The organism is Arthrospira sp. PCC 8006, assembly GCF_046480465.1.
Taxonomy (GTDB): Bacteria; Cyanobacteriota; Cyanobacteriia; order Cyanobacteriales; family Microcoleaceae; genus Limnospira; species Limnospira platensis.
The window spans coordinates 35,978-62,248 of the sequence record NZ_PKGG01000007.1 but is presented as its reverse complement, the minus strand read 5'-3'; the positions used below and the strand labels follow the sequence as shown (position 1 = coordinate 62,248).

22 protein-coding genes and 1 pseudogene are annotated in these 26,271 nt (G+C 42.1%); 8 read left to right on the top strand and 15 right to left on the bottom strand.

Annotated elements, in window-relative coordinates; genetic code table 11:
* Positions 1–620: 620 nt before the first annotated feature.
* Positions 621–2,021, bottom strand: coding sequence for an ankyrin repeat domain-containing protein (locus tag B9T16_RS02420; protein ID WP_006619779.1), 1,401 nt, complete (start codon positions 2,019–2,021; stop codon positions 621–623).
* Positions 2,022–2,253: 232 nt separating this feature from the next.
* Between B9T16_RS02420 and B9T16_RS02415 the strand changes: the two genes are divergently transcribed.
* Entirely contained in the window at positions 2,254–2,724 is a 471-nt protein-coding gene (locus B9T16_RS02415) for a DUF4079 domain-containing protein (RefSeq protein ID WP_006619778.1), read from the top strand.
* 90 nt (positions 2,725–2,814) lie between these two features.
* Here B9T16_RS02415 and B9T16_RS02410 read toward each other — a convergent pair whose 3' ends face one another.
* Entirely contained in the window at positions 2,815–3,525 is a 711-nt protein-coding gene (locus tag B9T16_RS02410; RefSeq protein WP_410244037.1) for a DUF1997 domain-containing protein, read from the bottom strand.
* 140 nt (positions 3,526–3,665) lie between these two features.
* Here B9T16_RS02410 and B9T16_RS02405 point away from each other — a divergent pair, with 140 nt between their 5' ends.
* The 5 genes from B9T16_RS02405 to B9T16_RS02385 all read left to right on the top strand — a co-directional run bounded on the left by B9T16_RS02405 (position 3,666) and on the right by B9T16_RS02385 (position 8,466).
* A complete protein-coding gene (locus tag B9T16_RS02405; protein WP_062945943.1) occupies positions 3,666–4,328 on the top strand; it encodes an NAD(P)H-binding protein in 663 nt (220 codons plus the stop codon).
* A 9-nt stretch (positions 4,329–4,337) separates the two neighbouring features.
* A complete protein-coding gene (locus tag B9T16_RS02400; RefSeq protein WP_410244036.1) occupies positions 4,338–5,150 on the top strand; it encodes a glycoside hydrolase in 813 nt (270 codons plus the stop codon).
* 521 nt (positions 5,151–5,671) lie between these two features.
* Positions 5,672–6,484 (top strand): sulfotransferase domain-containing protein, encoded by an 813-nt coding sequence (locus B9T16_RS02395; RefSeq protein WP_006619774.1) that lies wholly within the window; start codon positions 5,672–5,674, stop codon positions 6,482–6,484.
* Between the two features lie 61 nt (positions 6,485–6,545).
* The gene (locus B9T16_RS02390; protein ID WP_014276870.1) at positions 6,546–7,364 is read left to right on the top strand and encodes a hypothetical protein; all 819 of its coding nucleotides are present in this window, start codon (positions 6,546–6,548) and stop codon (positions 7,362–7,364) included.
* A gap of 37 nt (positions 7,365–7,401) precedes the next feature.
* Positions 7,402–8,466: a polysaccharide pyruvyl transferase family protein gene (locus tag B9T16_RS02385; RefSeq protein ID WP_410244035.1), complete on the top strand. Its 1,065-nt coding sequence runs from the start codon at positions 7,402–7,404 to the stop codon at positions 8,464–8,466.
* Positions 8,467–8,527: 61 nt separating this feature from the next.
* On the opposite strand, the pseudogene B9T16_RS02380 reads toward B9T16_RS02385, so the two are convergent.
* The 11 genes and pseudogenes from B9T16_RS02380 to trxA all read right to left on the bottom strand — a co-directional run bounded on the left by B9T16_RS02380 (position 8,528) and on the right by trxA (position 21,131).
* Positions 8,528–9,553, bottom strand: a pseudogene (locus B9T16_RS02380) (polysaccharide pyruvyl transferase family protein).
* 85 nt (positions 9,554–9,638) lie between these two features.
* Positions 9,639–10,667: an Npun_R2821/Npun_R2822 family protein gene (locus tag B9T16_RS02375; protein WP_006619769.1), complete on the bottom strand. Its 1,029-nt coding sequence runs from the start codon at positions 10,665–10,667 to the stop codon at positions 9,639–9,641.
* Between the two features lie 29 nt (positions 10,668–10,696).
* Entirely contained in the window at positions 10,697–11,578 is an 882-nt protein-coding gene (locus B9T16_RS02370) for an Npun_R2821/Npun_R2822 family protein (RefSeq protein WP_006619768.1), read from the bottom strand.
* 14 nt (positions 11,579–11,592) lie between these two features.
* On the bottom strand, positions 11,593–12,567 hold the full coding sequence (locus B9T16_RS02365; protein WP_006619767.1) for an Npun_R2821/Npun_R2822 family protein: 975 nt from the start codon (positions 12,565–12,567) through the stop codon (positions 11,593–11,595).
* 32 nt (positions 12,568–12,599) lie between these two features.
* On the bottom strand, positions 12,600–13,769 hold the full coding sequence (locus B9T16_RS02360) for an acyltransferase family protein (RefSeq protein ID WP_014276873.1): 1,170 nt from the start codon (positions 13,767–13,769) through the stop codon (positions 12,600–12,602).
* Positions 13,770–13,784: 15 nt separating this feature from the next.
* Complete coding sequence (locus B9T16_RS02355) at positions 13,785–14,744, bottom strand: glycosyltransferase family 10 domain-containing protein (protein ID WP_006619766.1); 960 nt, start codon at positions 14,742–14,744, stop codon at positions 13,785–13,787.
* Between the two features lie 17 nt (positions 14,745–14,761).
* Positions 14,762–15,964, bottom strand: a complete 1,203-nt coding sequence (locus B9T16_RS02350; RefSeq protein ID WP_006619765.1) for a glycosyltransferase — start codon at positions 15,962–15,964, stop codon at positions 14,762–14,764.
* Between the two features lie 14 nt (positions 15,965–15,978).
* Positions 15,979–18,000, bottom strand: a complete 2,022-nt coding sequence (locus B9T16_RS02345) for an ATP-binding cassette domain-containing protein (RefSeq protein WP_410244034.1) — start codon at positions 17,998–18,000, stop codon at positions 15,979–15,981.
* 26 nt (positions 18,001–18,026) lie between these two features.
* Positions 18,027–19,202, bottom strand: a complete 1,176-nt coding sequence (locus tag B9T16_RS02340) for a glycosyltransferase family 4 protein (RefSeq protein WP_014276876.1) — start codon at positions 19,200–19,202, stop codon at positions 18,027–18,029.
* Between the two features lie 208 nt (positions 19,203–19,410).
* On the bottom strand, positions 19,411–20,682 hold the full coding sequence (locus B9T16_RS02335) for a glycosyltransferase (RefSeq protein WP_410244033.1): 1,272 nt from the start codon (positions 20,680–20,682) through the stop codon (positions 19,411–19,413).
* Between the two features lie 122 nt (positions 20,683–20,804).
* Positions 20,805–21,131, bottom strand: coding sequence for a thioredoxin (gene trxA, locus B9T16_RS02330; RefSeq protein WP_014276878.1), 327 nt, complete (start codon positions 21,129–21,131; stop codon positions 20,805–20,807).
* 102 nt (positions 21,132–21,233) lie between these two features.
* On the opposite strand from trxA, the gene fabG reads away from it, so the two are divergent.
* Complete coding sequence (gene fabG, locus B9T16_RS02325; protein ID WP_043469113.1) at positions 21,234–22,001, top strand: 3-oxoacyl-[acyl-carrier-protein] reductase; 768 nt, start codon at positions 21,234–21,236, stop codon at positions 21,999–22,001.
* 151 nt (positions 22,002–22,152) lie between these two features.
* Positions 22,153–23,829, top strand: a complete 1,677-nt coding sequence (gene groL, locus B9T16_RS02320; protein WP_014276880.1) for a chaperonin GroEL — start codon at positions 22,153–22,155, stop codon at positions 23,827–23,829.
* 120 nt (positions 23,830–23,949) lie between these two features.
* On the opposite strand, the gene B9T16_RS02315 is transcribed toward groL, so the two are convergent.
* Together B9T16_RS02315 and B9T16_RS02310 are read right to left on the bottom strand one after the other, a co-directional pair.
* Complete coding sequence (locus B9T16_RS02315; RefSeq protein WP_006619756.1) at positions 23,950–25,059, bottom strand: hybrid sensor histidine kinase/response regulator; 1,110 nt, start codon at positions 25,057–25,059, stop codon at positions 23,950–23,952.
* Positions 25,060–25,149: 90 nt separating this feature from the next.
* Entirely contained in the window at positions 25,150–26,256 is a 1,107-nt protein-coding gene (locus B9T16_RS02310; RefSeq protein WP_006619755.1) for an ATP-binding protein, read from the bottom strand.
* Positions 26,257–26,271: the final 15 nt, after the last annotated feature.

The window sequence follows — 26,271 nt, the reverse complement described above, 5'->3', positions numbered from 1 at the left end:
CCTACCACGCGAGAGCCTAAAAGGGGTTGAAACGTTCCGTTTATACGGGCATTCCATCTTTAGATTTGTCCTATCCACCGGGGTACTTTTAAAGGTCTGTGTAGGTGTTGCATAGAGAACCCTACTTTTCCCCTTGCTCTTTTGAACGTAGCGTGTCAACCTATTTCGCTACCTTAATAATTACGATGGTTCAAGCCGGAACATTCAGATTTCCTTAGTCATGGATGGTTGGCAGTGGTCGGATTATTGGGAATAGGTTTCCCTCACGCCTTCCGTTCCCCGCTTCAATCTGATGGGTTGTGATTCCCAAAACTGGGTGTGGCTATCGCCGTTACTCTCAACGCCCTGATTTCTCAGTTGGTTTATGACCTTGAGTTCCCTGCCTTGCTTAGATTTCTCCAAGCGTCGGGACATATAAACAGTTATGGGATGGTTAGGGGTGCAAATCCCTTATATTCTACCCAGGGGTGGAAGTCCCACTAGGAGGTTATTTCAGGCATTGCAGCCTTATTTAACTCCTAAACGTCTCGCACCTATACATCTATAATAGCATTCCTCGCCGTCCCTGTCAACCTCTATTCTTTCCGCGCGAGGGTTGGTTAATTGAATAAAAAATCAAGTTATTCTTGAGCGCCAGCGGCTCTCAAAAGCTTAACAATTTCGTGATGTCGGTTAAATTCGGCTAACATTAAAGCTGTAAAACCCCCACGATGTTTAAGATTAATATTTGCACCGCGTTCAATGAGCAATTGAACTGCGAACTGATGACCACGATGAGCGGCCCACATCAAAGCTGTAGCTCCCTTTTCGTCCTGAAGATTCAGGTCAATTGGGGTAAGAAGTAGCCGTTCAATAATCGCCACATTTCCCACTTCAGCGGCGGTCATCAAGGGAGTTTTACCGCCTTCTGTAGTCAGATGAATATCGGCACCACTATTAAGCAGGATTTGTACAGCGTTTAAATCTCCCTGGCGAATAGCCAAAGAAAGAGGAGTTTCGCCACTGATTTTAGCATTAAGAAGAGCATCACGGCGATCGCGAGAAATACGAGGGACTAACAGAGTCATAATGTCACTATGTCCCTGGATAGCTGCTAACATCAGGGGGATATCGCCAAAGCGATTAACCGCATGAACATCAGCACCCCAACCCAACAGAAGTTTCACCATATCCTGGTGTCCTTCTAGGACTGCCAAATGTAGGGCAGTTTCACCATCGCGATCGCCAGTATAAATATCAGCCCCAGCTTTAAGCAAGGCACTAGCGATAGATAATTGACCCATAGCCGCCGCCCCCATGAGAGCCGTGCTACCATCGATATTGCGGGCATTAACATTAGCCCCAGCTCGGATGAGTAATTCTACCATTTGCCAGTCTCCCCTATCAGTAGCCACCATAAGGGGAGTTTCCCCAGACTCATTACAGACATTGACATTTAAACCCATGTCTAACCAGGTGGGGAGTCTTTCAGGGCGACCAGAGGCAACCACCTGAAATAATATGCCAGAATCAGGTAATGGATCTAAGACAGCCCCAGCTTGCCGGAGGTCTTCAGCAATTTCGAGATGGTTTTGTGATAGGGCTAATTTCCAGGCCGTATCACCGGCGCTGTCGATCGCATTAACATCAGCTCCTTCATTCAATAGCAATTTTACCATAGAGCGATCGCCCCGATGGGTAGCAGCCATCAGAGCCGTGCTACCGTCCTCATTTTGAGCATTGACATTAGCGCCACTTTGTAGTAGCAAACGAGCGCAATCAAGTTGACCATGAGCCGCCGCCACCATCAGAGCCGTGATACCATAGCGACGACTAGCATAATTAACATCTGCGGATCGTTGCACCAACACCTGCAAAATCTCCAAGTATCCTGCCTGTGCTGCCAAAATTAACACCGTAACACCATCACGATCTTTAGCATTAGCATTTCCCCCCTTAGCCAGGAGAGCGCGGGTGTTAATTACATTACCCCTCTTAACCGCTCTAACTAAGGTACTGTCCCGCTGTGTTGTTGAACCCATGAAATGTTTTTCTCATCCCACTCGTTGGTTGGAGGACAGAACTACGATGACTCCATAATAGAGAACCCCGCAGTTGCCAATTGCATCTTCGCAGGATCTATCAAAAACAGTCAATCTTTTTAGCCCATAACATAAGTAAATTCCCACAGTGGCAAGATATCACAAACACAACTGATCAGTAATATGCTAAGTTTTATGAAGATTTCATCATTTTACCGATTCGGAGAACACTATGGATCTGCCAATTCCAGATACTATCAAACCCTACCTGAATTTTATTCACCCAGCGATTATGTGGGTGTTGTTAGCCCTAACAATTTACGCAATGTACTTAGGGGTGCAAATTCGGCGCACCAGGTCATCCGAGGGGGAACAGAAAAAAGAACTGATCAAGGGAAAATTCAATAGCAAACATTATCAAGTCGGCTCGCTAATCCTGGCTTTGATGGTGCTAGGCTCTATTGGTGGAATGAGTGTCACCTATATCAACAATCATAAATTATTTGTTGGCCCTCATCTCCTAGTAGGATTAGGGATGACTGGAATGGTGGCGGTTTCAGCTTCTCTGAGTCCCCTGATGCAAAAGGGGGTTAATTGGGCCCGATATACTCATATCGGCTTGAACACAGTATTGTTAGGACTGTTTTTGTGGCAAGCCCTAACAGGGGTAGAAATCCTGCAACGGATTATCAGCAATATGTAGTTATATCTATAAATCGTAGACCAAGCTACCGGGGTGGGGGGTTGCTACCAAGGCATCAGCAATTATCCCCCTACCGCACCCTACAGATAACTAGCGGTTTTTGCGTTTCTTGGGAAATGATAAGTTTTGGGTAGTGTGAAAGTCTAGTTGGGTTTTGTAACTAAGGCGACGAGAAACCTGTTTGACTATCTTCTTGAGAAGGCTATCTCCGGTTTTCTGAATTAGCGCCCGCGACATATCCAAAATGAACTTGGGGAACTTCACCCCCACAGCTAGATCTAAATGCCATTTAGCCCCAGTCACGATCGCCGGACAATCTTCCGGTTCCACTTGGTATTTCTCGCAGACCTCCTCAACCGAAAGTTGCACCAGTTTCATAGTCGATTGAAAATCAACCTCATAACCAGGGGGAACATAATCAGGAATTGGTGTGGTGCGGATACGATAGATTCCAGCTTCATCTGGGGGAACTAATTCTAAACCGACTCTAGCTTCTACTTGATAGCCAAAAGCACCGAAACGTCCAATAATTAGAGAATAGGAGTTTTCGCCAATGGGTTCAGTTTTCATCGGTTGCGCGCATCGACAGAACCAACCTCGATGATGTCCCAGATATTCGGCCACAGTCTCCAAGTCTGCAAACATCTCCATGCAGTCGTCGTAGTCGGTGTGAAACCATATTTGTKCTGGTTGTTCTGTGGAGTCTTGGGGTTCAAGGTCGGAAGGCTGCATATCACGGGGGTTATTTAGGTCTTGCTCAGATGCTGCTACTGGCTGAGATCTAACGAAATTTTGTGGCATGATGGGTTCTCCTCGAATATGCCTTATGCTTCTATGTACTAGAATGCCTTGTAGCTCGGTAAAACCGCTACAATAAATCTACCATTATTTTTTTAGGAAAAATGGCTGGCATTTCACTGGGTTGAGCATAGGTGTAACAGATGAAGGCATTTGTAGCAGGTGCGACAGGTCAAACAGGTCGCCGAATTGTCCAGGCTCTTTGTCAACGGCAAATCCCTGTCCGCGCTATGGTTAGAGATTTGGAGAAGGCTAAGGGTATGTTTCCGGCCGATCAAGTCGAGATTGTGGTTGGGGATGTATTGGACCCCAAAACTTTGGTAGATTGTATCGGTGATAGTACGGTGGTTTTGTGTGCAACGGGTGCGACTCCCAGTTTCGACTTCACAGGTCCCTATCGGGTGGACTACGAGGGGACTAAGAATTTGGTCAATGTTTCTAAGGATAAGGGGATTGAGCATTTGGTACTGGTCTCGTCTTTGTGTGTGTCCCAGTTTTTTCACCCTCTCAATCTGTTCTGGTTGATTTTGCTGTGGAAGAAACAAGCTGAGGAGTATCTACAAAATAGCGGGTTGACTTATACTATTGTTAGGCCTGGGGGTTTGAAAAATGAGGAGACTGATTATCCTATTGTGATGGCTGGCCCAGATACTTTGTTTGATGGCAGTATTCCCCGGACTCAGGTGGCTGAAGTTTCTGTCGAGGCTTTATTTGTGCCAGAGGCTCGTAATAAAATTGTGGAAGTTGTCAGTAAGCCGGGGGAGCCACAAAACTCCCTCCCCCAGTTGTTCGCTAGTGTGCCTTAAGAGTTGATTATGCACGAATCAAGACCCCCTAGAAGACGCGATCGCCGTGTGGTGCGATCGAAAACTATAGCTGGCGACGATTGGACTCCTGAAATGATGCCATCACCATTGGCGGGGATGCCATATCGACGGACTCGGCGCAGAGGAGGGTTATTGAAACCTCTGTTACTGAGTTTTTTGCTACTCTGGGGGGTCGGTTGGCTATGGGGTGAGGTTGTTACCCGATTTGGTGAAAGTCGGGTGGCGATCGACCACCATCCTAGTAATGAATGGCCACCGTTAGTGATGCGCGGAGGTGATCCCTACATTCGATCGCTCATGCGGACAATTTCAGCCAGTGAATCTAATTATCGGCGACCCTATCATGTCATCTACGGTGGCAAGTATGTCTCAGATTTGAGTCGGCACCCCGATCGCTGTGTTACCATTGTTGCCGGACCAAATAAAGGTAAATGCACCACGGCAGCCGGACGTTACCAGTTTTTATCATCTACCTGGGAACAGATGGCCGATCGCTACCATCCCAAACCTGCTAGATTTTGGTATTGGCATCCCTATAGTTTTGAGGCGGAATATCAAGACATAGTAGTTTATCGTTGGTTATTGGATCAGGATTTTTGGGGTGTCGATATTTCCCAAATGTTACAAGAGGGACGACTCAATGAAGTTTTGAAGTTGCTCTCAGGAACTTGGACCAGTTTAGGATATGGCATTGAGGATAATATGATGACCAGTTCCCTCCCCAGGGTTTATGAACAAGTCCTACAAGAGGAACTCTATCTCAATGGAGTAAAAGCATATCCATTTCATCCCCAGAGTTAGATCCATTCGCTTTCATCCCCGCATCCCTACCCTTTAAGTGGGTGTCGGGACGAAAGCCAGGCGTTTGCGAGTCCCCCTCAGAGTTATTATCAGAAAAAGTATTGAGCGACTGTGTGGCGACGGAGAGGGTAGATAATCCTCCACCATCAACCCAGTGCTGCTAGTTTATTATTGAGAAATTCTTACCAAAATGCTTTACATTGTACCCAACTATTGATAAACTTAAAATGGTGGGACTATGAGCAAGCATAGCTGTTTTTTAGTGGACGTGAAGTAAATCGCCTGTATATCTTGGTTTTCCCAAGGTGATTTGTAGGTGTCAATTGTGCTATTTCTACTTTCCTGTTATGGTGCGATCGAGAGATACCTCCACGTCTGATTTTTGAGATTGTGCAATACTCAGAAACTTCCGGCTACCAGATTTTTCCTGGTTAAATGTATTTAAACACATCAATATGATGTTTGATAAATCATCTGATCTGGTCTGGTTGTAGTGAAATTAGCAAGGTTTACTAAATCTCATGAAAACCAAAATTCTGGCTCTCAAAAAGCGAATTCAAGCCATTATTGACCCCCATAAAAGCAACGAAGAAAGAGAGCGTGATGCGGCTGAATACTTAATCATATCACAACCGAATAGTGGCAGAACTTGGCTGCGGGTCATGATTGGAAATGTCTTCCAATCGTTATCAGGCTTGAAGAATATAGACCCAGAAAATATTTCCTATTTTGCCGAATTAAGTCCTAAAATTCCTTATGTAAAAGCCGTCCACGAGCGATTTAAGAATCCAGAGGATTACCGAGACAAGAACATAATTTTATTAGTTCGAGATCCGAGAGATGCTGTGATATCTAACTATTTTCTCAAAACTAAGAGAGATAAAAGTCCTAAATGGATTCCTAAGAGTTTATCAGAATTCATTCGCGAAGGGTATTATCTGGACGACTTCATCGCTTTATGTAATGCCTGGAAGGGATATCATGATCTACCTAAATCATTTTTGCTATTACGATATGAGGATATCCGTCAAGATACTCAGAGAGAGTTGACAAAAGTCATGAAATTCTTGGATGTACAAGTTAGTGACAGCTTAATTCAAGAAGCAGTAAAACGGGCATCATTTGAGCAAATGAGAGAGAAAGAAACTCAGAGTAAGTTGCCAAACGAAACCAATCCAAACATCGATCAAGAATCCTTAAAAGTCAGAGAAGCAAAAGTGGGAGGGTATCAAGATAAAATATCACCAGAGGACATCGATTTTATCGAGAAAAAACTTGCTCAGGAGTTAGACCCCAGTTATGGTTATAATTACTTTACAAAACAACACAAATGAGAACTACCTTCAACTCTAATCTATGGTAAGATGGGATATATAGCCATAGTAGGGGCAAATCATGATTAACCGTGATAAAGATTTTTGTTTTTGTACCTTGGCTCTGGGTGAAAAGTACCGACGGTTAGTGAAACAACTGGCTCAGGATATCCAACAGTATTCTCCAGGAACTTCATTAGTCGTTTATACAGACTTACCGGAAGATTTAAGGGATCAAAACAATATTTTAGCGTTTCCTCATCAGTCTCAGGGTGTCCTCTACTGTTTCCACGATCGCCGTTTCGTAATTGAAAAGGCTTTATCATTATTTCGGGTTGCTATTCATATTGATGCCGATACAACAATTATTGAAGAAGTTCCGGAAATAGATTGGCAGCCTGGAATTACATCTGGCGAAGGTAAATTCCAAAATATTATCGGCCATCTTGATGCGAAAGAGAAATATCTGGGAGAAAAAATACCGAAAGAACGAGAAGCTTTTCAAAAAATAGCCTCCAAACTAGGGATTTCCTTAGAGAATACCTTTTGGATTCAAGAAGCTCTGTATATTGTGGCGAGGGATGAAGGCAGAGAAAAAGAGTTTATTAAACAGTGGGGTAGAATTGGCAGATATTTGGAATTGAGACAAATTCATCGAGGAGATGGAAATGCGATCGGTTTAGCGGCTGCTCAGGTGGGATGGACTGTTAATACCCACGGTTTTCAAGATTTAATTAAAGTGAGGAGACATCTGGATGCTTCTAAAGACCCAACGGAAAAACTGCCTAATTCCAAACTGAAAACCATGGGAGACGAACTTAAATTTAAACTGAAGTACCACTCTAGGTTAAACTGGGCTCGCATTAAAGCCTTGAAAGATTGGGAATTTTATTATGGTTAGAATCTCCCAACTTGTATTTACTAATCAGGAAAAATAAATGGATATTTCCAAACCAGAAAGGATTAAGGAAGAGCTGCATAAGGCTTTGGGAAACTTAGGAAATTTTGAAAACTGTGCATTGCTTAACTACCCTAATTATGGGAATATAGGAGACCACTTAATTTGGTTAGGAGCAATTTTGTATCTAACTGACGTGGTTGGCTGTACCATCAACCATGTCGCAGTTCAGAAGTTATCAAAAGATCAGATTGAGCAAAAGCTCGATCAACAATCTCCTCTAATCTTTACGGGTGGAGGGAATTTAAACGATATTTATAAACATATAAATTTTTATGAAGAGATTATTTCGGAGTATGGCGATCGCCCAATAATTATCCTATCCCAAAGCATTTATTTTACGGATAAGGAACGTTTAAATAAGGTCGCCAATCTATTTAACTCCCACCCCAATCTGACCATATTTGCGCGAGAAAATTACAGTTACGATATCGCCCTTGAATATTTCCATAGCTGTCGAGTGTTCAAAGCTCCCGATCTGGCTTTTCAACTGGTTAATATGCCAGGTTTGGCAAACAAAAATCATCGTTCTAATTCGATCCTTTACCATTGTCGAACCGGGAAAGAGTTAAACAAAGACTCAGCGCCAAAAACCCTGAATTTGCCCAATGTGGTGACACAGGATTGGGCATCCTACGAGTATCAAGGGACTCCGAGTGCTTTATCGATCAAAGGCTTAACCACTCTCATTCGACAAGGTAGATTAAAGGAATGGTTTTCTCGGCAACAGTGGAAGTTATTCCATCCCTATGTTGCTAAATTTCGGCAAATGGATAACCCCTCTTGGCATCTTAACTCCTGGAAATTTATGCATGATGGAGTTTATCAGTTTAAACCCCACGGTTTAGTTATTACCAACCGTCTCCACGGTCACATCCTTTGCCTTTTATTAGAAATTCCCCACGTTTTTTTGGCAAATTCTTACTACAAAAACAAATCTTTCTACGAAACTTGGACTCATCAAATTCCCTTGTGTAAATTTGTTGAAGACGCTTCGGATGTCGAAGATGCTGCCAGAGAAATCTTGAAAAAATATCCGATTTAACTGAGAATATATAGATGAATCAACCCAAGTTTCAGAAGGAAATTGCATTGACAATTAGTTTTTACTGCCCAATGATTTCCAAACATTTTTTGACTTGTTCAGACTCATTTCTAATAAATGCCTCTGGACGCTGATATTGGGTGAAAATTTTCTCCATCCGGTCTAGTCCAATCTCTCCCAGGACATCGACCCTTCTCTCCTGTGGCAGTACCCCTGTTTTCTGAAGATAGTTGTCAATTTTAGAGCCAAATTTTTGGATACCTATATTGGGAACTCCTAAAATATCAGCAATGATAATTGAGTGCAGTCGGTTTCCGAGGTGAAAGTCCATTTCACTTAAAATTTTGATAAATTCTTGTGGTTCTTGTCATGAGTGTAATTGGCAATTTTTCTCTGGCAGATACTTCCTCAACAATTCATGAAACTGATTGTCATTTGTTTCGTCTCCCACATGACTGGGAAGTAAATGAATAACTGAGTTATATTTTTCAATAACTGGAATCAACTGTTTGGCATAAAACTCACCTCTTCCTTCTCCCCACCAATATTTACCAGAAAATGATATATTTTTGAATTCAGACCTATTTTTGGTCGCGATAAATGGTTCGTAAAAACTGAGTTCTAAAAAAGCCAAATCTCCTCCCAAACAAATAAATTGTGTATTCTTAAAATGATTTAAAGCCAGTTCATAAGAATACTTATCTCTCAGGTAGAGCAAATAGCACTTGTCAAATAACGGGTAGCTTTCGGAATTACTCCCTTCCAAACCCACTCCCAAAAATCCAAAGCCTTTGCTCATTAATTTGGATAAAGTTTTCAGCCTCAATAAATTTTTGGGGGGGCTACTTCCAATATTTAATGTACCCCCTCCCCAAAAGATATAATCACTGCGTAAAATCAATCCCAGCTTCTTTAATTTGGGCAAGTTTGATTCGGAAAAATAAATAACTTTTTCGCTGATTTGTGGGTAATAATCTTCCTTGCATAAAACGAAAACTTTGCCGACATTAGATTTGCCGGAAAAATAATTGGTTAGCTGTTTGACAAACAAATCATCGCCGATATTTCTTTGTCCGTAATATCCCATTAGCAGGATGTTCATTGGCTTTATCCTGTTCGTTTTGGTGAATTAAAAACATTAATTGTGATGCTCACTTATGGTTCGGAAAAAATTATGATAAACTCCGTTTAATTTTACGCATTTTTGAGCTGACGCGATCGCTTATTTTGGCGATCGCATTCTTAACGTTCCTCTGTACCTGAACCAACCAACTCGGTGGCTTCAACTGAGGACGGTCTGACGGTGATTTCAAATATCGATAATGCAAAAACACATCTTGATAAGGAATTTTGACATCCTCACCACCGCAAAGCTGAGTAAACTTACCAGCAGATATGCTCATAAAATGAATGTAAGTAATTTTCTTACCTTTATCATAAAGCACGTTATCCACGACATCAAAAGTAGAAGACCAGTGGCTTCCGGTGGCTTGTTCTAAATTATGGTAGGCAAAATTGTAGAAAGAAATATTGCTCCGTAAAACCATGTAATTCAATAAAGATTGATCAGGTCCAAACAACGCCATGGCATCAGATTCTCCCATTTTTAAATTATGCAATATATGATCCAAAATTGCCTGCGTAAAAATACCCCGTTTCGACGCGAACCAACCGGCACAAAAAATATGGGATTTGACATATTGGGGATCGAAAACTTGATAGAATTGCCCTTCAGGGCGATCGAAGATATATTTGATATCGGATTTGTATTGAAAATCATTTGTCACCCAGTCATATTGATCTAACTTTTCATAAACTGCGTCTAAAGGCCCCATCAACAACGTATCCGCATCGAAATAGACGAACTTATCAAACGGGCCATTAATGCTACAGAGTTTTCGATGCATGGCTAGACGGTAAGGCGAGGAAAGTCCCCGTTCCGCCCAAATTTTTTGTGCTCTGTCGTGGGTATTCCAGGCTTGAGTTGAAAAGTTTTCCCAAAAAGCAATTGATTCTTGATTGTCAAACAAAGTGACAAGGCTACGTTTAGCGACTTCCGCACGAATTTTATCTAACTGAGCATTATAAGGAATAATACAAACAGGGAGTTCTCGACCTCCATTGACTTCAATGCTATTCAGTAAAGCAACGAGTTGGTCGTAAACGACATCATTAGCAAAAGTATAGATACCGTCTGTCATCGGTTTAATCCTTGTCTAGGTCTAGGTTTTTAGGGTTTTACAAAAGAAAATAAGCGGCTCAATTTTCTCTGCCATGCTGGTTTCCCTTCATGGAGATAACGATAATATTCCCAGATATCCCAATAGTTTTGCCCAGGCTTTAAGGGAGTACCTGCCCAGTGAAGGTACTTTAAAGGTTTCTCCTTATCATACAGGATATGGTTTCGCTCCTGAAAGTGTTTAGAACCGGCCCAACTCCCGACATCTCCTCCGGGACGCTTGACCAAATTACCACGTTTGGGAATATGTTTGAGTACCAGATAGTTAAAAATTGGCTGGTCGGTGACACCCTGTGTAAAGTCAAAATACTCCCGGTGTTGGGAGCATTCCTGTAAGGTTTGGTAGAGTTCATCTAAGGTAATTGCACCCTTTTTAGATGCCCAAAAACCGCTATTAAAGACATCTTCTAAATCGGTTTCAGTGAAGATATTCCGTTCGAGAACGACGGGGGAAAAAATGTTTCGCAATTTTTCGCCAGCGTGGTGATAGTCACAGCAGAAAAAATCGACTTCGGATAAATAATCGAGGTTGGCTGCAATATCTTCAAAAACAATAATATCAGTGTCAATATAAAGGAAATCTTGTAGCGGCCCAAACCAGACTGCCAGCTTTCGCATTTTATTGGGGAGTTTGAGAAAATCTCTGTCAAAAATTGATCCCACTTTTTGGGTTAATTCTTCGAGGAATTCTAAGTTAGGAAATAGCTGCACCTCATGGAGACGATTTAAGGTGTTAAAAACTTGATGATATTCCTCATTAAAGGGAATCATCACCACGGGAACACTCTGATTATGGCGACGAATGCTATTCAGGAGGGCGATCGCATTGTCCATGACGCGATCATTGGCGACAATATAAATTCCTCGGGTCATACATTCTCCTGTTGTTAACGAGTTAATTTCAATTTTCTGAGAATTCGTTTCATCAAACTCGGTTGGGTTTCGGAATTCTCAGTTTTGGGGGGTGTGGTAAACACTGGACGCCGCTCCGGTTCGTGCAGATAGCGATAGTGCAGAAATACATCCCGATATGGAAAACCAAGATTTTCACCCGCACAAACGCGAGAAATTAACTGAGGTTGAACGCCGATATAATGGATGTAGGTGAGTCGATTGCCTTTATCATACAAGATGTGGTCTCGTTCTTCAAAATGTTTGGAAGTTGCACTGCACCCCGTCTTTTGTGAGTCTGGCAAACCTTTGGCAAAATTGTAACTGGGAATTCCAGAACGCATGACCATATAATTGAGCAAGGGCTGTTCCCCCGCCCCTGGATAGAGAATCTCATACTCTTGCGCTTTTAAATTCGATAACAGCTCGTTTCTGGTTGCTTCGTCAAATACCCCGCGCTTGGAACCGTAGAAACCGGAACAGAAGATTTCTGAATCGATCCTCTGTTTGTCAAAAACTTCTCCCAATTTTGGGGACTGTAAGTTATAGATTTTAGTCGGATCTGTGAATTGAAAATCATACACTACCCAGTCATACTCTTGTAACTTGTCGAACACGGGATCTAAAGAGTTCATGACCAGGGTATCGGCATCCATATAAATGAATTGGTCAAAAGGACCATCGAAGGCACAAAATCGCCGATGAGCGCCATATAATCTAAATTTCTCTTTATTAAGTCGTTCTGGAGCCGCCGCAGCCATAAAACTATCCCAACGCTGGATTGATTCGTGATCATCGTAAAGGGTGACGTTGGGTCGGCGGTCAATTTCCGCCGCAATTTTATCGATGCGATCGTCAAAGGGATAGATACAAACGGGAGTTTCCGGACCCAAAATCGCATCTATGCTGTTGAGAAGTCCTACTAACTGATCATAAACAACATCGTTACCTAGACTGCAAATACCACGCATAATTTTGACCTCCTTAAAATCGCGAGTTGGGTTCAAGTTGATGACACCAACTTATTCTGATATTCTTGATATTTTAACCTTAACCACTGATTGGCGGGTAGTTCTATCATAAAAGTGATAGCAGATGCCAAAGCTATAGACAAAATGATGGCTAGGATAATACTTAGGTTAGGATTAAAACCATATTGGTAAAGTTGTCTAATTAAGGCATAGCCGATATTTTGGTGGATTAGGTATAAGCTATAAGAAATTGTGCCTAAAAAAATTAACGGCTGCAACCTGAGCCATTTCAGATAACCCTGAGTTCCCAGATATAGTAACACTATAAAACTTGCTACTATAATAGTTGTAGACCAAGAATTTTCCCAGGGATAAGCAAATCTTTGGGCTAAAATACAAATCATAATTATCAGGAATCTATGAATCGAAAAGCCTTGCTTATTTACCTTGTAAATCATTAACCCTGCTATGAATAAATGTGCATATTTTATGATGACTAGCTCGCGTACTATACTTTTTAAGTTGCCGATTATTCCCATTGACAAATAATCAAAGTTATCGGCTATTAAACTACCCATGAATAAATGATTATTTGCTTGTAAGTAATTTGCATTCTCTAAAAATCCAAATCCTCGGCTTGCCATATAAGTTTTAATCGAATAGAATAAAGTTAATGCTAACCATCCTGATACGACTACTTCCACACGCTTTAAAAGTCTCAGTTTATAGATAAGTAACATCATTATATAAAAACAAATTTCAATTCTGAGGGTCCAATATACCTTATCTACATTGGGAACATTAAATAACCATTGAAACATTGTCAGATTTAATACAGCGTCTGGGAAGCTGACTTGCAGCTCTGGTAATTGAGCGATCGCTGTAATTGTAAATGTCAAAATAATCCCCACCCAGTAAGCCGGATACAGTCGAGAAAAGCGCTTGATTATAAAGTCTAAACAGCTTGTCGTTCTTTCCAGGGTAATCAAAATCACAAAACCACTGACAATAAAGAAAAACTCAACTCCATGTCGTCCCAATCCCCAATAAAACCAGACTTGATCGGAATGCCCATACAGTGTACTATACTGACTGGTGTAATGAAATAAGACGACACTTAATGCTGCTATTCCTCGCAGCACATCCAACTCCCACAATCTTTGAGAATTTTTGGTATTTCCCTCTTGAGAATTATTAGCCATTGAGTTGCTCCATGCTTAATGATTTTTGGCAAAATTGTCCAACCAAGCGAGTAAGTTAAGCTTGTGCAAAATAATTTGTCTGGCTTCGGCGATCGCCTCTCTAGCTTCATACCAAGCATCAGCAGTAGCTGTCACCTCCTTAATGTATTCTAACCCTTTTTCATCCAGGCTTGGCAATCTCAGAAAACTGCCAGGTGGTAATAACTTATCGGCCGCCGGTCCTCCATAATAAATTGGCAAACACCAAGCCAACAAAGAATCCCAGAGCTTTTCACTCACATATAAATCATTGTCAGCATAATTTTCAATCGCTAAATTATAGTAGTAAGGTGCCATACCCTGCCATTTATTACTCAGTTGTCCTCGATAGTTGGAGGCGGGAGGCAACTGGCGGCCATACAAATCAAACTCTACATTTACCTCTTGCATTAGTCCTAAAAAATTCAACCTCTGCTGATGGTTTTCACTGCGATTAATTCCCGAAGTAATCCAAGAACAAAAAAGCTCTTTGGTGGGTGGTTCCATTTCATTAAGTTCTCGAAAGGAATTATGATGATACCAAATGGCTGGCATATAATCAGGAACTGGAGCAAAGTTATCTGGTCCAGAAACATAATCACAATACAATTCAGCCTGCTGGTAGTTATATTGAGTTCTTTCAACGACTTTACTTAAAGGCGGTTCTCGGAGCAGATAAATCATGCGTTCTTTGGGAACACCCCTAAATTTTTCCCTGATATCGGGTGATGGTTGCTGTGGTTTAACCAAGTCTCGCAGGCGATCGCGCCAGGAAGTTTTTTGACGAGGCTTAGGAAAATCCAATTGATACAGGAGTAAGAAATCAGGATGTGGATGAGTTGACTGGATCGCGATATTTCCCCATCTGCCAAAATGATCAGGGGTTTGTTGCCACAACCAATCTGTTTGATTGGCGTTTGGGTAACTGGTAATCATACCAACAATTTTGGGTTCCATTTTGATTGTACCTATGATTAATTAACTAACTCTGGTCGCATTGATTCATCGACATAACTGAGAATTTTAGTGATTCGATTTTCACAAGAAAACTGAGTAGCAAACTCAATAGTTTCTGGATATCCTCCTGTCTTTCTCGGATAGGTTGACAAAACTTGTTCAATACACTCAGCGAAAAGCGTGGGATGGTCTGGTTCACACCATCCCACCGCAATATTTGATGACTTAAATTCCCTTAACGGAGGAATTTCGCTGGCGGCAATGGGGGTTCCTGATGCCAGATAATCAAAAAACTTTAAAGGAGACGTAAAAGTGGCTGCCTCAGTCATCAGATGAGGATGAGCTAAAACATCAGCCGCTTGCAGTAAACTGGCGAGTTGCTCTTGAGGGAGAAAACCCAGAAAGACAGCATTATCAACTTGGTTATCTTTGGCTTTCTGTTGGTATTCTAGTACCTGAGATTCATTACCTCCAGCAAATGCAAATTGAATTTTGGGTAATTTTTTAGCCACATCAATGAGCATATCCACACCTTTAAATGGATAAAGTCCCCCGGAATAAACAACTAGATGTTTGCGTTCATTTGGGATAAGTTTTTGTCGCCATTCTTCGGCTTCTTGTTCATGTCTACAGATAAATAGGTGATTAAAGCCGTTATGAAGTTTGATAGTTTTTTCGGGAGGCATACCGTTAGCAATCAAATTATCTTTAACGGTATCTGCTACTGTAACCGCTATTTGAAACCAGGGAGATCTAACAATTTCTGGCGGAAATTTTTTCTGATCATAATGGTGTTGTTCATAGATGACTGGTAATCTATGTTTAATGGCAGCTTTAGCGAAATTCCAGTCTCGAGTATGAACAATTTTAGTATAAGGTTTGATATGAACAGGCAAGTAGTATTTTGATACAACAGTGCTAGAGTTTGTCCATTTACCGCCCCACTTGGCATTCACAGGCCACGGCATGGGTAAGGGAGAGACTTTCAGATGTTCTTGGATATTATATTGTTGAATAAGTTGTGGGTCTGGCTTTTGGGGATTAAAGGGTCGCATTAACCCAATTGGGTTAAAAGTGGACTTTTGGGGACTCATATAAGCCAAAACAGTTTGGTAGCCCAAATTAGCCGCTGCATTGGCAGAATGAACCACTTGAACTAAACTCGCTACGTTAGGTTGAGGGAGAGTCTTTTGAGTAAAAAATAGGTAATGTTTAGCCATGTCAAATTTATTCCTTAATTTGAGGATGATTCTTGCCTTTTACTTAGCCGCAGTTTGACACTTTGTTCGATAAACTCTAAACTTTCCAGAATGTGGGTAGCCGAATGATAAGACTCATTTAAGAGTTCTTCGCGTTCTTCGGGTTCATCGATCATATCCTCTGACAGTAATTGCAGAAAACCAATCATGGGATTGAGACGAGTCCGAACATCGTAGGAACTCTTGATAATTGCTTGATCGCGTTCGGCTTCGTCGGCAAACTGCAAAGTATAGAGGCGGGCATATTTTCCCCCTTGAGCTAGTAGTTCATCATGGCTGCCGACTTCAGCTACTTTTCCTTCATCTAAAACTGCAATTTGATCGGCTTTTTGAATAGTGGAAAGGCGGTGAGCAATCACTAAAGTTGTCCGTTCTCGGCTGAGTTCTTCAATGGCTTCTTGAACCAGCCTTTCTGAGACTGTATCCAATGCACTGGTGGCTTCATCTAGGATCAGTATATCGGGATTTTGTAGCAAAGCTCTAGCAATGGCTAGTCGCTGTCTTTGACCTCCCGATAATAACACACCGCGATCGCCAATCTGGGTATCTAACCCCTGGGGCAAATTTTCAATAAATTCATAAGCATTGGCTCGTTTAGCTGCATCAATGATTTGTTCTTCTGTGGCATCTGGCTTTGCATAAGCTAAATTGTAGCGAACTGAGGCATTAAATAAAAATGTATCCTGGCTCACAATTCCCATAGCCTTTCGGATGCTTTTTATGTCAAAATCACGCAAATCTTTTCCATCTATCATAACCGCACCCTGAGTGGGATCATAAAACCGAGGGAGTAGGGATGCTAAGGTTGATTTTCCTGAACCAGAACCACCAACCAAGGCCAAGGTAGTTCCCCGTTGCAAGTGCAAATCGATATTTTTTAAGACCATATCTTGATGCCCTGGATAAGCAAAAGAGATTTGATTAAAATGAATTTCCTTCTCTAAACGCTTAAATTCTTGGTCACCATTCTTCATAAAACTTTTGTTATCCTGCCTTAAAAAGTCATGCACAATTTCTACGGATGCCGATTTATTTGCTGCTTGACTTCGGGAGCTATTTAGGGTAGAAATTAAGGGCAGAGTTCTAAAGAGTACAAATAAATATGTGAGCAGAACGGTTGCCAATGATGATACTTGTTCTTGCAAAAATATCCTGCCGATCATCACTAACAAAAGAATCACTAAAATATTAACGACTTCATTGATGGGTGCAATAGCTGCTGAGTTGACCTGCTCCTCAAAATCCGCTTTTTCGCGATCGCGAATTAACTGACTAACTTGTTCATATTCTTTTTCTTCATTTCCTGTCGATTTAACCAATCTAATACCATTAAGAATTTCTAATAGCTTAATTGAGTAACCTCTTGATAGTTCTGACAATTTTTGGCCAAATCTTTTAGAGCGATTAACTATTATCTGATTAATGGCTGTAACCAATAAAAGCAAAACTGTAGCTACCAATGTCAGTTGCCAGGAAATTGCCAACAGCATCGCCACAAATACTAAAATTGTAATCGATGTTATAAGCATCCCGATGTACGTGCTAATGGTACTTGATGCTCTACTGATTTCACCCCCTAATCTGTTGACGATATCCCCCACCTTCATTTGAGAGTAATAGTCTAAATCTACATTCAGCAATAACCGTAAGCCTGACTCTCTCATATCAGCGGTTAAAGTGCGAGTTAACGAACTGGACGCCAAACTTTTAACATAGTTAGTTACATTTTTTAAAATAATCGCTAGTAAAATAGCTCCTGTCATTAAAGGCAGACGGTATATTTCCGGCACTGAGTCAAATGGAGACATGATATTTTGAATCAATGCCGGGGCATCTTTTAGGTTAGCTTGCACCCCTAATATATTGAGAATAATCGGGACAATTAGGGTCGTACTGATCCCATTGAATATCGCCCCTGAAAACCCCAGAATGACGATCACTACAATTCTGATCGGGTATTTTCTAGAAAAATTTAACAGTAATTTTTGCGATGACATCAATTATTCCCCAGAGTTGTAAAAATTTACATAACTTGATCCATCACATTAGACAGAACATTCGCCATCGCCTCAATACTGTACAATTCTACACATCTTTGTCTAGCCTGTAATCCTCTATGATTAGCCACGTCTAAATCTTCAAATATCAGTTTGAGTGTATCTGCAATTTGTTCGGGAGAGTTCGGTTCGACCAAATACCCAGTATCTCCTAAAATTTCGGGAATGTCACCAACCCGGCTCGCCAAGACAGGTTTAGCCATCGCCATCCCATCGGTCAGCTTCAGGGGAAACTGAGCCCTAGTCGCCGGGTGATCGCGCTGGGGAACCACAATAACATGGGCGGCGGCAACGATCTCCGGCATCTTTTCGGCTGGAAAGTTTGGCAATTTGATAATCCAGCGTCCCCACTTTTCCATGAGTATATCATCATAATTATCATAGGGGCTACCCCCAACAATTACCAACTTCAAATCTGACTGGTCGATCAGATCGAGAGCCATCAATACATCTTCTACCCCTTTATAGGGTCTAGGAGCACCCGGAAACATCAAAATCCGATACCCTTCCAATCCATAATTTACCCGACTTTGGTGTGGCTCGTACCGACCCGGATCGAACAAGGTCGTATCTTTTCCGTTGGGAACCATGATTCCGCCAAATCGACTTTGCAGAAAGCGAGTGTGAATAGTGACAGCATCAGCCTTAGCCACTAACTTTTCTGCCCATTTTAAATATATTGAATGATCGGTGTTTTGCAATGCTCCACCCGGTTCCAATATATCCTTTAATAGTTGAAATATCGAGGGTTTATATTGATACTCATCACCACCATTCCAACTTAGCTCCCAATCATCAATATCTACAATTACTGGACAGCCACTTTTGATTTTATGTAGCAAAGCTATACCTAAGCTGGGTAGTTTCACCTTATAAGCGTAAATAACATCTCCAGTAATGTGACCAAACAATTTGGGTACTGAAGCCAAAAACTTGGGATAGGACGGATGAGTTGGGATGGCAATGATTGGCACATCTGGACTAGAGCTTAACCCCTCTTTATCTCGGCGAGAGAAACCAACGATTTCCACCTCACAGTCTATTTTTTTGAGGGCTTTAGCCAACAAAAACGGTCGCACAGCACCACCCCACCTGCCGGCCCCTTGGGAGGATAAATCGCTAACAATTATAGAAACTTTCATGATGATAAATTATGTCCTTCATAGAATTTTCTACTTTGATGAAATTTACTAATCAATTAACTGATTTATGTATAAGTTTTTAGGTTTTCAATACCTGCTGGGGATTTGAGCAAATCATCTGGGTCTAAATCACATAAGTCTTGGGTGTAAAAATTGATCGATTTTTTCCATAAATATGAGGTTTTACTTCTAGCTAGAATCGCCAAATTTACGGTTTTACCTCTGTAACTCGCCAACTCAATTTGAGGTTAACCCAGAAATTCCAAAATGTCACGATCGCGATCGCACCCAATTTAGCCATATAGGCATTTAAGCCCAACACTGAAACCAACAGGTTGAGTATGATTACATTCAATCCTAACCCCATCAGGCAAATCAAATTAAATTTTAACAATCTTTTAAGTCTTTGATGACCGCCAGACTGTTGGCGAGACAAATCCCGAAAAGTCCATTGATCATTCCAGATAAAGTTATTGATAATCGCCATTTCCGCCGATAGCACTGCACTTAGGGTCAGGGGTAAACCCCAGCCATCTAATAACAGATAAAAGATAGCCATATCAACAAATAAGCCACTAAACCCAACCACTGCAAATCTGAAAAACCGACCCACTGGCCAATTATCGATCCGCAATCTTAGCAAATGCTGTAAATACTCAAAATACTGCCTACTGGTAACTTTACTATATCCCTCCTGACGTTCTTGGAAGACATAGCCCACTTCCTGGATGTTAGCAATTCTCCCCCGACCCAAGACCTCAATCAAAATCTTGTATCCCACGGGGTTGAGGTCGATATTAGCCAGGGTATCGCGCCGCAGCATAAAATAACCACTCATAGGATCACAAACCCGACCCACCACCCCGGGTAAAATGATCAACCCCAGCATTTGTGCGCCACGAGATAAAATCCGTCGCGCCAAACTCCAATCACTAACCCCACCGCCGGAAACATGACGACTAGCCACAGCTAAATCAGCCCCGGACTGAATTTTAGACCACAATTGTAGTATAGTTTCCAATGGGTGTTGTAGGTCAGCATCAATGACAGCTAAAACCTCACCCCCCGCCACCTGCCAGCCTCTAATTACGGCCGTTGACAGACCCCTTTCTCCTCGGCGACGCATAACCCGCAACTGGGGATAATAACTGGCTATGTTGGCGGCGACTTCCCAAGTGCGATCGGGGCTATCATCATCAATTACAATCAACTCATACTGTCGAGGAATTAGTTGATCTAATAACCCGGTGAGGCGATCAATCAAGATGGGTATGTTTTGGCTTTCCCGAAAAGTAGGAATAGCTACGGACAGCAGAATTGACGGACGATCTAAATCCGTTGGTGGTGGAACTTCTCCAGAAATCGTTAACGGACCTTCGGGAACAGGTAAAAGACCATAAATCTCCGGGGTGCAAGTATTAATAGCTTTACTATTGTGTGGTTTCATGTCACCACAACCGGAACCAGAAAAGGGATACATCCAGGACTACCACACCAAATCTAAGCCTAATCACCATAAGGGATTTATTGAGGAATTTCAAGTATGATGGCCGATCGCCTATGAAAGGAACATCCCCACAAGCGATCGCTACTCCGGGTAGTTCACAGCAACCCATAAAGCCATTTAATCAGTTCTGGTGCGCGTTTAACCCCCTCAAAACGGTCTACGGGTTGACCATTTTTAAAAAATATCAAAGTTGGGAGAGCTTCTATTTGATAATCCGAGGCAATTTGCGGATATTTATCGGTGTCAATTTTGACGATTTTGATTTGTTCTTTCATCTCTTGGTTAACTTCCTGCAAAATCGGAGCCATCATTTGACAAGGACCGCACCAAGTCGCGTAAAAGTCCACCAAAACCGGGACTTCGGAACCATCAAGAAGTTCCTGAAAATTATGAAACTGCTTTTTAACTGCCATAATCCCCATGAATTAGCTATTGCTCAAGTTCCCATTATATATCCCGATACCTCAAACCCCATTACCCTTATCATAGTTAAGTTGGAAGTTAACCAGAAAGGACAAATGCCGATGGAAATGTTACCAGAATCAATGCAGCAGTTAAAACAGCAGGTGGCCTTAGTAACTGGTGCATCTAGGGGTATTGGTTCAGCGATCGCATTAGAACTGGCCCAACAAGGGGCTAAAGTAGTTGTCAACTATGCCAGTTCTAGCACAGCGGCCGAGAAAGTAGTAGCCGAAATTACGGAAGCCGGAGGAGAGGCGATCGCCATGAAAGCCGACGTATCCCAAGCCGAGGAAGTAGATCAGCTAATCAAAGATATTGTAGACCAGTGTGGTGGCATCAATATCCTAGTTAACAATGCTGGTATCACCCGCGACACCCTATTGTTGAGGATGAAACCCTCCGACTGGGAAGCCGTAATCAACCTTAACCTAACCGGAGTGTTTCTATGCTGTCGCGCCGTAGCTAAAATCATGCTGAAAGCGCGATCGGGTCGGATCATCAATATTGCTTCCGTAGCCGGTCAAATGGGGAACCCCGGTCAAGCCAACTACAGCGCCGCCAAAGCCGGAGTCATAGGTTTAACCAAAACCCTAGCCAAAGAATTTGCGAGTCGGGGAGTATTAGTTAATGCCGTCTCCCCGGGGTTTATAGCCACAGACATGACCAAAGACTTAAAGAATAGCGAAGAGATCCTGAAATTTATTCCTCTCGGTCGTTACGGTGAACCCAAAGAAGTCGCCGGGTTAGTCAGATTTTTGGCTGCTGACCCCGCCGCCGCCTATATCACTGGTCAGGTTATCAATGTTGATGGTGGCATGGTCATGGCTTAGACCTTGAGACCCAATAACTATTTTTAGCTTAACCGCACAAGAATAATCACTTGGGACCATCCACACCCCAATTTGGTACGGTTTCCACTAATTAGCACTCGTACACCATGAGTGCTAAATTGACTATTTGGAGAGCTAAATTAGGTGTAATATGGCAAAAATCGTAGCCTTTGACGAAGAATCACGGCGAGCGATCGAGCGGGGAGTCAACGCCCTAGTAGACGCAGTTCGTGTTACCCTCGGTCCAAGAGGTCGCAATGTACTGATAGAGAAAAAATTTGGCGTACCGGATATTATCAGTGATGGAATTACCGTAGCTAAAGCGATCGAATTAGGAGACCCCCTAGAAAATACAGGGGCGCGGTTAATTCAAGAAGTAGCAGCTAAAACCAATGATGTGGCTGGAGATGGTACTACCACCGCAGCAGTTTTGGCTCAAGCCATGATACAAGAAGGCTTGAAGAATGTGGCGGCCGGTGCCAACCCAGTAGCTTTGCGGCGGGGAATTGATAAAACCATTCAGTATCTGGTTAAAGAAATTGAATCCTTAGCCAAACCCGTTGAAGGAAGTGCGATCGAACAGGTAGCCACAGTTTCCGCCGGGAATGATAAGGAAGTGGGAGAGATGATCGCCCTAGCCATGGACAAAGTGACCAAAGACGGAGTAATCACCGTTGAGGAGTCCAAGTCCCTAACCACTGAATTAGAAGTTGTGGAAGGGATGCAAATCGATCGCGGTTATATTTCCCCCTACTTCATCACCGATAACGAACGGATGATAGTAGAGTTAGATAATACTCGTGTGCTGATCACCGATAAAAAAATCAGTGCCATTCAGGATATTGTCTCCGTCCTGGAAAAAGTCGCCCGTTCTGGTCAACCCCTGCTAATTATAGCCGAAGACATCGACGGGGAAGCCCTAGCCACCCTAGTTGTCAACAAAGCCCGGGGTGTGTTGAACGTAGCCGGTATTAAAGCCCCTGGCTTCGGTGAACGTCGGAAAGCCATGCTCCAAGATATTGCCATTCTAACCGGAGGTCAGTTGATTTCCGAAGAAATCGGCTTAAACTTGGAAACAGCGACCATAGAGATGCTGGGAACAGCCACTAAAGTCACAATCAACAAAGACTCCACCACCATTGTTTCTGGTTCCGGTCATAAAGGTGAGATCCAACAGCGGGTCGAACAATTGCGTAAACAACTCGCAGAAACTGATTCCGAATATGATAAGGAAAAACTGCAAGAACGCATTGCTAAGTTAGCTGGCGGTGTGGCTGTGATTAAAGTTGGTGCCGCTACGGAAACTGAACTAAAATCCCGTAAACTCCGTATTGAAGATGCTCTGAATGCCACTAAAGCTGCTGTGGAAGAGGGAATTGTTCCCGGTGGTGGTACAACCTTAATCCACTTGGTCAAAAAGGTAGAGCAACTGGCTTCGACTTTCACCATAGAAGAGGAAAAGCTGGGAGCTAAAATTGTGGCACGAGCTTTAGAAGCGCCTCTGCGTCAAATTGCTAATAATGCCGGGGTTGAGGGTTCTGTAATTGTTGAACAAGTCCGTAACAGTGACTCTAATATTGGCTACAATGCTTTAACAGGTAAGTTTGAAGACCTGATTGTGGCAGGCATTTTAGACCCCGCTAAGGTGGTTCGCTCTTCCCTTCAAAATGCTGGCTCAATTGCGGGAATGGTGATTACCACTGAGGTTCTCGTGGTTGAGAAGCCTGAGCCTAAACCAGCAATGCCAGATATGGACGGCATGGGTGGTATGGGTGGTATGGGTGGTATGGGTGGTATGGGTGGCATGGGTGGCATGGGAATGATGTAATTCCTGCCCATCAACCTATATCCTCAGTTCATCGAATAGGGAGTCTTGCTGCTATTGAAGGACTCCCTGTCCTCATGCTTGCTGATACCATGTTTTGTGCGTTTTGTCAAGCTATTAAGTTCAGCTTGGGAGTACATCCAAGCCTAGGGGTAACTCTAGGGAAATGGTGGTTTGTTGGTTAGGTTCGCTTTCAAGTCTCCACTGGCCGCCATGTAGTTCTACAATACATTTAATGATACTCAGTCCTAGTCCTGAGCCTTGCTGTTCGTACAGTTTTCGCTCAAATTGTATATGAGCGCCGATTTTGCTGACTTGTTCTGGGGTCATCCCTCGACCGCGATCGCTTATTTTGAGTAATAAAAATTCCTCACCTACTTGACTAATTACTTGAATTGGTGTACCGGGTTCCGAAAATTTACAGGCATTATCAATCAATTCTACTACCAATTTTTCAAGCTGGTTAGCTGCCATCTGTACTGTGGCATTTTCTAGGTCAAATTCTAGGTCGGTCTCCCTTTGGTGTTCTTGGGCTTGTTGGGTGGCGGCTTTGATAATAACTGATTGGCTGTCTTTGACCTGAATGGATCGGAGCGATCGCACTTTTTCTACATTTAAACCGATAATTTCTAAATCTGCATATAGCAAAAAATTGATGATTAAACGATAGAGGCGGCGACCGGAAATCCTAATATCTTGCAAAATTTCCTTGATTTCATCCGGTTCAAATAAGTCTAAATTTGAGAGTAGTAACTCCGTATTACTGATGATGCCATTTAGGGGGGTTCGTAATTCATGAGGGAGGGAATGGGTGATATTTTCCCGTAATTCCCGCATCTGTATTTCCGACTGCTGTTTAATTAAAGACTGTTTTTCTAATCTGATGGCGATCGCTGTTAACAATTCTTCCATAGAACAGGGTTTAGTTAGGTAATCATCCGCTCCTAAATTCATCCCCTCCCGTAAATCATCGCGATCGGCTTTAGCCGTTAAAAATATAAACGGAATTGTCGCCGTTTCCATATGGGATCTTAACTCCTTTAATACTCCATAACCATCTAACTCAGGCATCATCACATCACAGAGAATTAAATCCGGTAAATGTTTATGAGCCTGTTGTACACCCAACTTGCCATTCTCAGCCGAGATCACATCAAAATCTTCTATCTCGAGTAATTCTACCAAATTCTCCCGAATTGTCTCTTCATCCTCAATTACTAAAACTTTAGCCATATTAATTCTGCTTTCGTTTATTCTAATTTTGTACCTATACCTAGATCGGTTAAATCAGTTAATAGGTTCAATTATGCCATATTTAGATATTTAGGAAACCTCTGTGATTGGCAAAATCACTGTAAATGTGGTTCCCTGTCCTAATTCACTGTCAACAGTAATCTCTCCTCCATGCAAATCTACAGCTTGCTTAACAATAGATAATCCTAATCCTGTACCTTTGATGTTTCCGACATTAGAACCACGTTCAAAGGCTTGGAATAGCTTTTGTATATACTCTGGTGGGAAACCTATACCCGCATCCTTAATCCGAAAAATTATCTGATTTTCTTGGCGAATAACATCAAAATTAATCACCCCACCATCGGGAGAATATTTGATAGCATTGGATAATAAATTAGCTAGAATATGACCCAGCAATTTGTCATCTAACATGATCGGATCATCTAAATCTCCCGAGGTTCTTAATTCGAGTTTGTGTTGGTCATTCACTTGCACCATTAACTGGTCTATTAAGAGTTGGATAAACTTGACCACATTAACTAACTTAGGAGCAAAAGTCAATTTTCCCGAACTAGACTTACTTAATGTTAAGACATCTTCTAGTAATTGATTCATACTATTAATTGATGACTGGATTCGCTGAAAATGTTTAAGTTTTTTCTGCTCATCTAGTTTCGAGTCATATTTAGCTAACAAATCCGTAGACATTTGAATAGAAGTTAGAGGGTTTTTTAAATCATGGGATGCTATGGATAACAGTCGTGTTTTTTCAGCTTCTAACTCCTGAAATAAATTCAGAGATTCCTTGACTTGTACTTCCTGCTCATATCTCTTTAATGCCATGCGAATAGCTGCATGAACTTCTCGCTCCTTAAAAGGCTTTAAAAGATAACCATAAGAGCCAGTAGATTCGGCTCTTTCTAGGGTGCTATCATCAGCATAAGCCGTCAGGTAAATTACCGGAGTTCCATATTTTTCCTGGATTTTAGCGGCGGTTTCAATCCCATCCATATCCCCTTTAATAACAATATCCATTAACACCAAATCTGGGTTGGTTTCGGCTACTTTTTCAATCGCCGCTATTCCAGAAGAAACAATCCCCACTACAGTATATCCCAAAGACTTGAGTTTTCTGGCCAATCCTTTAGCAATTAATAACTCATCCTCGACAATCATAATTTGGACAGTGTTCATGGTATTGCACCTAGT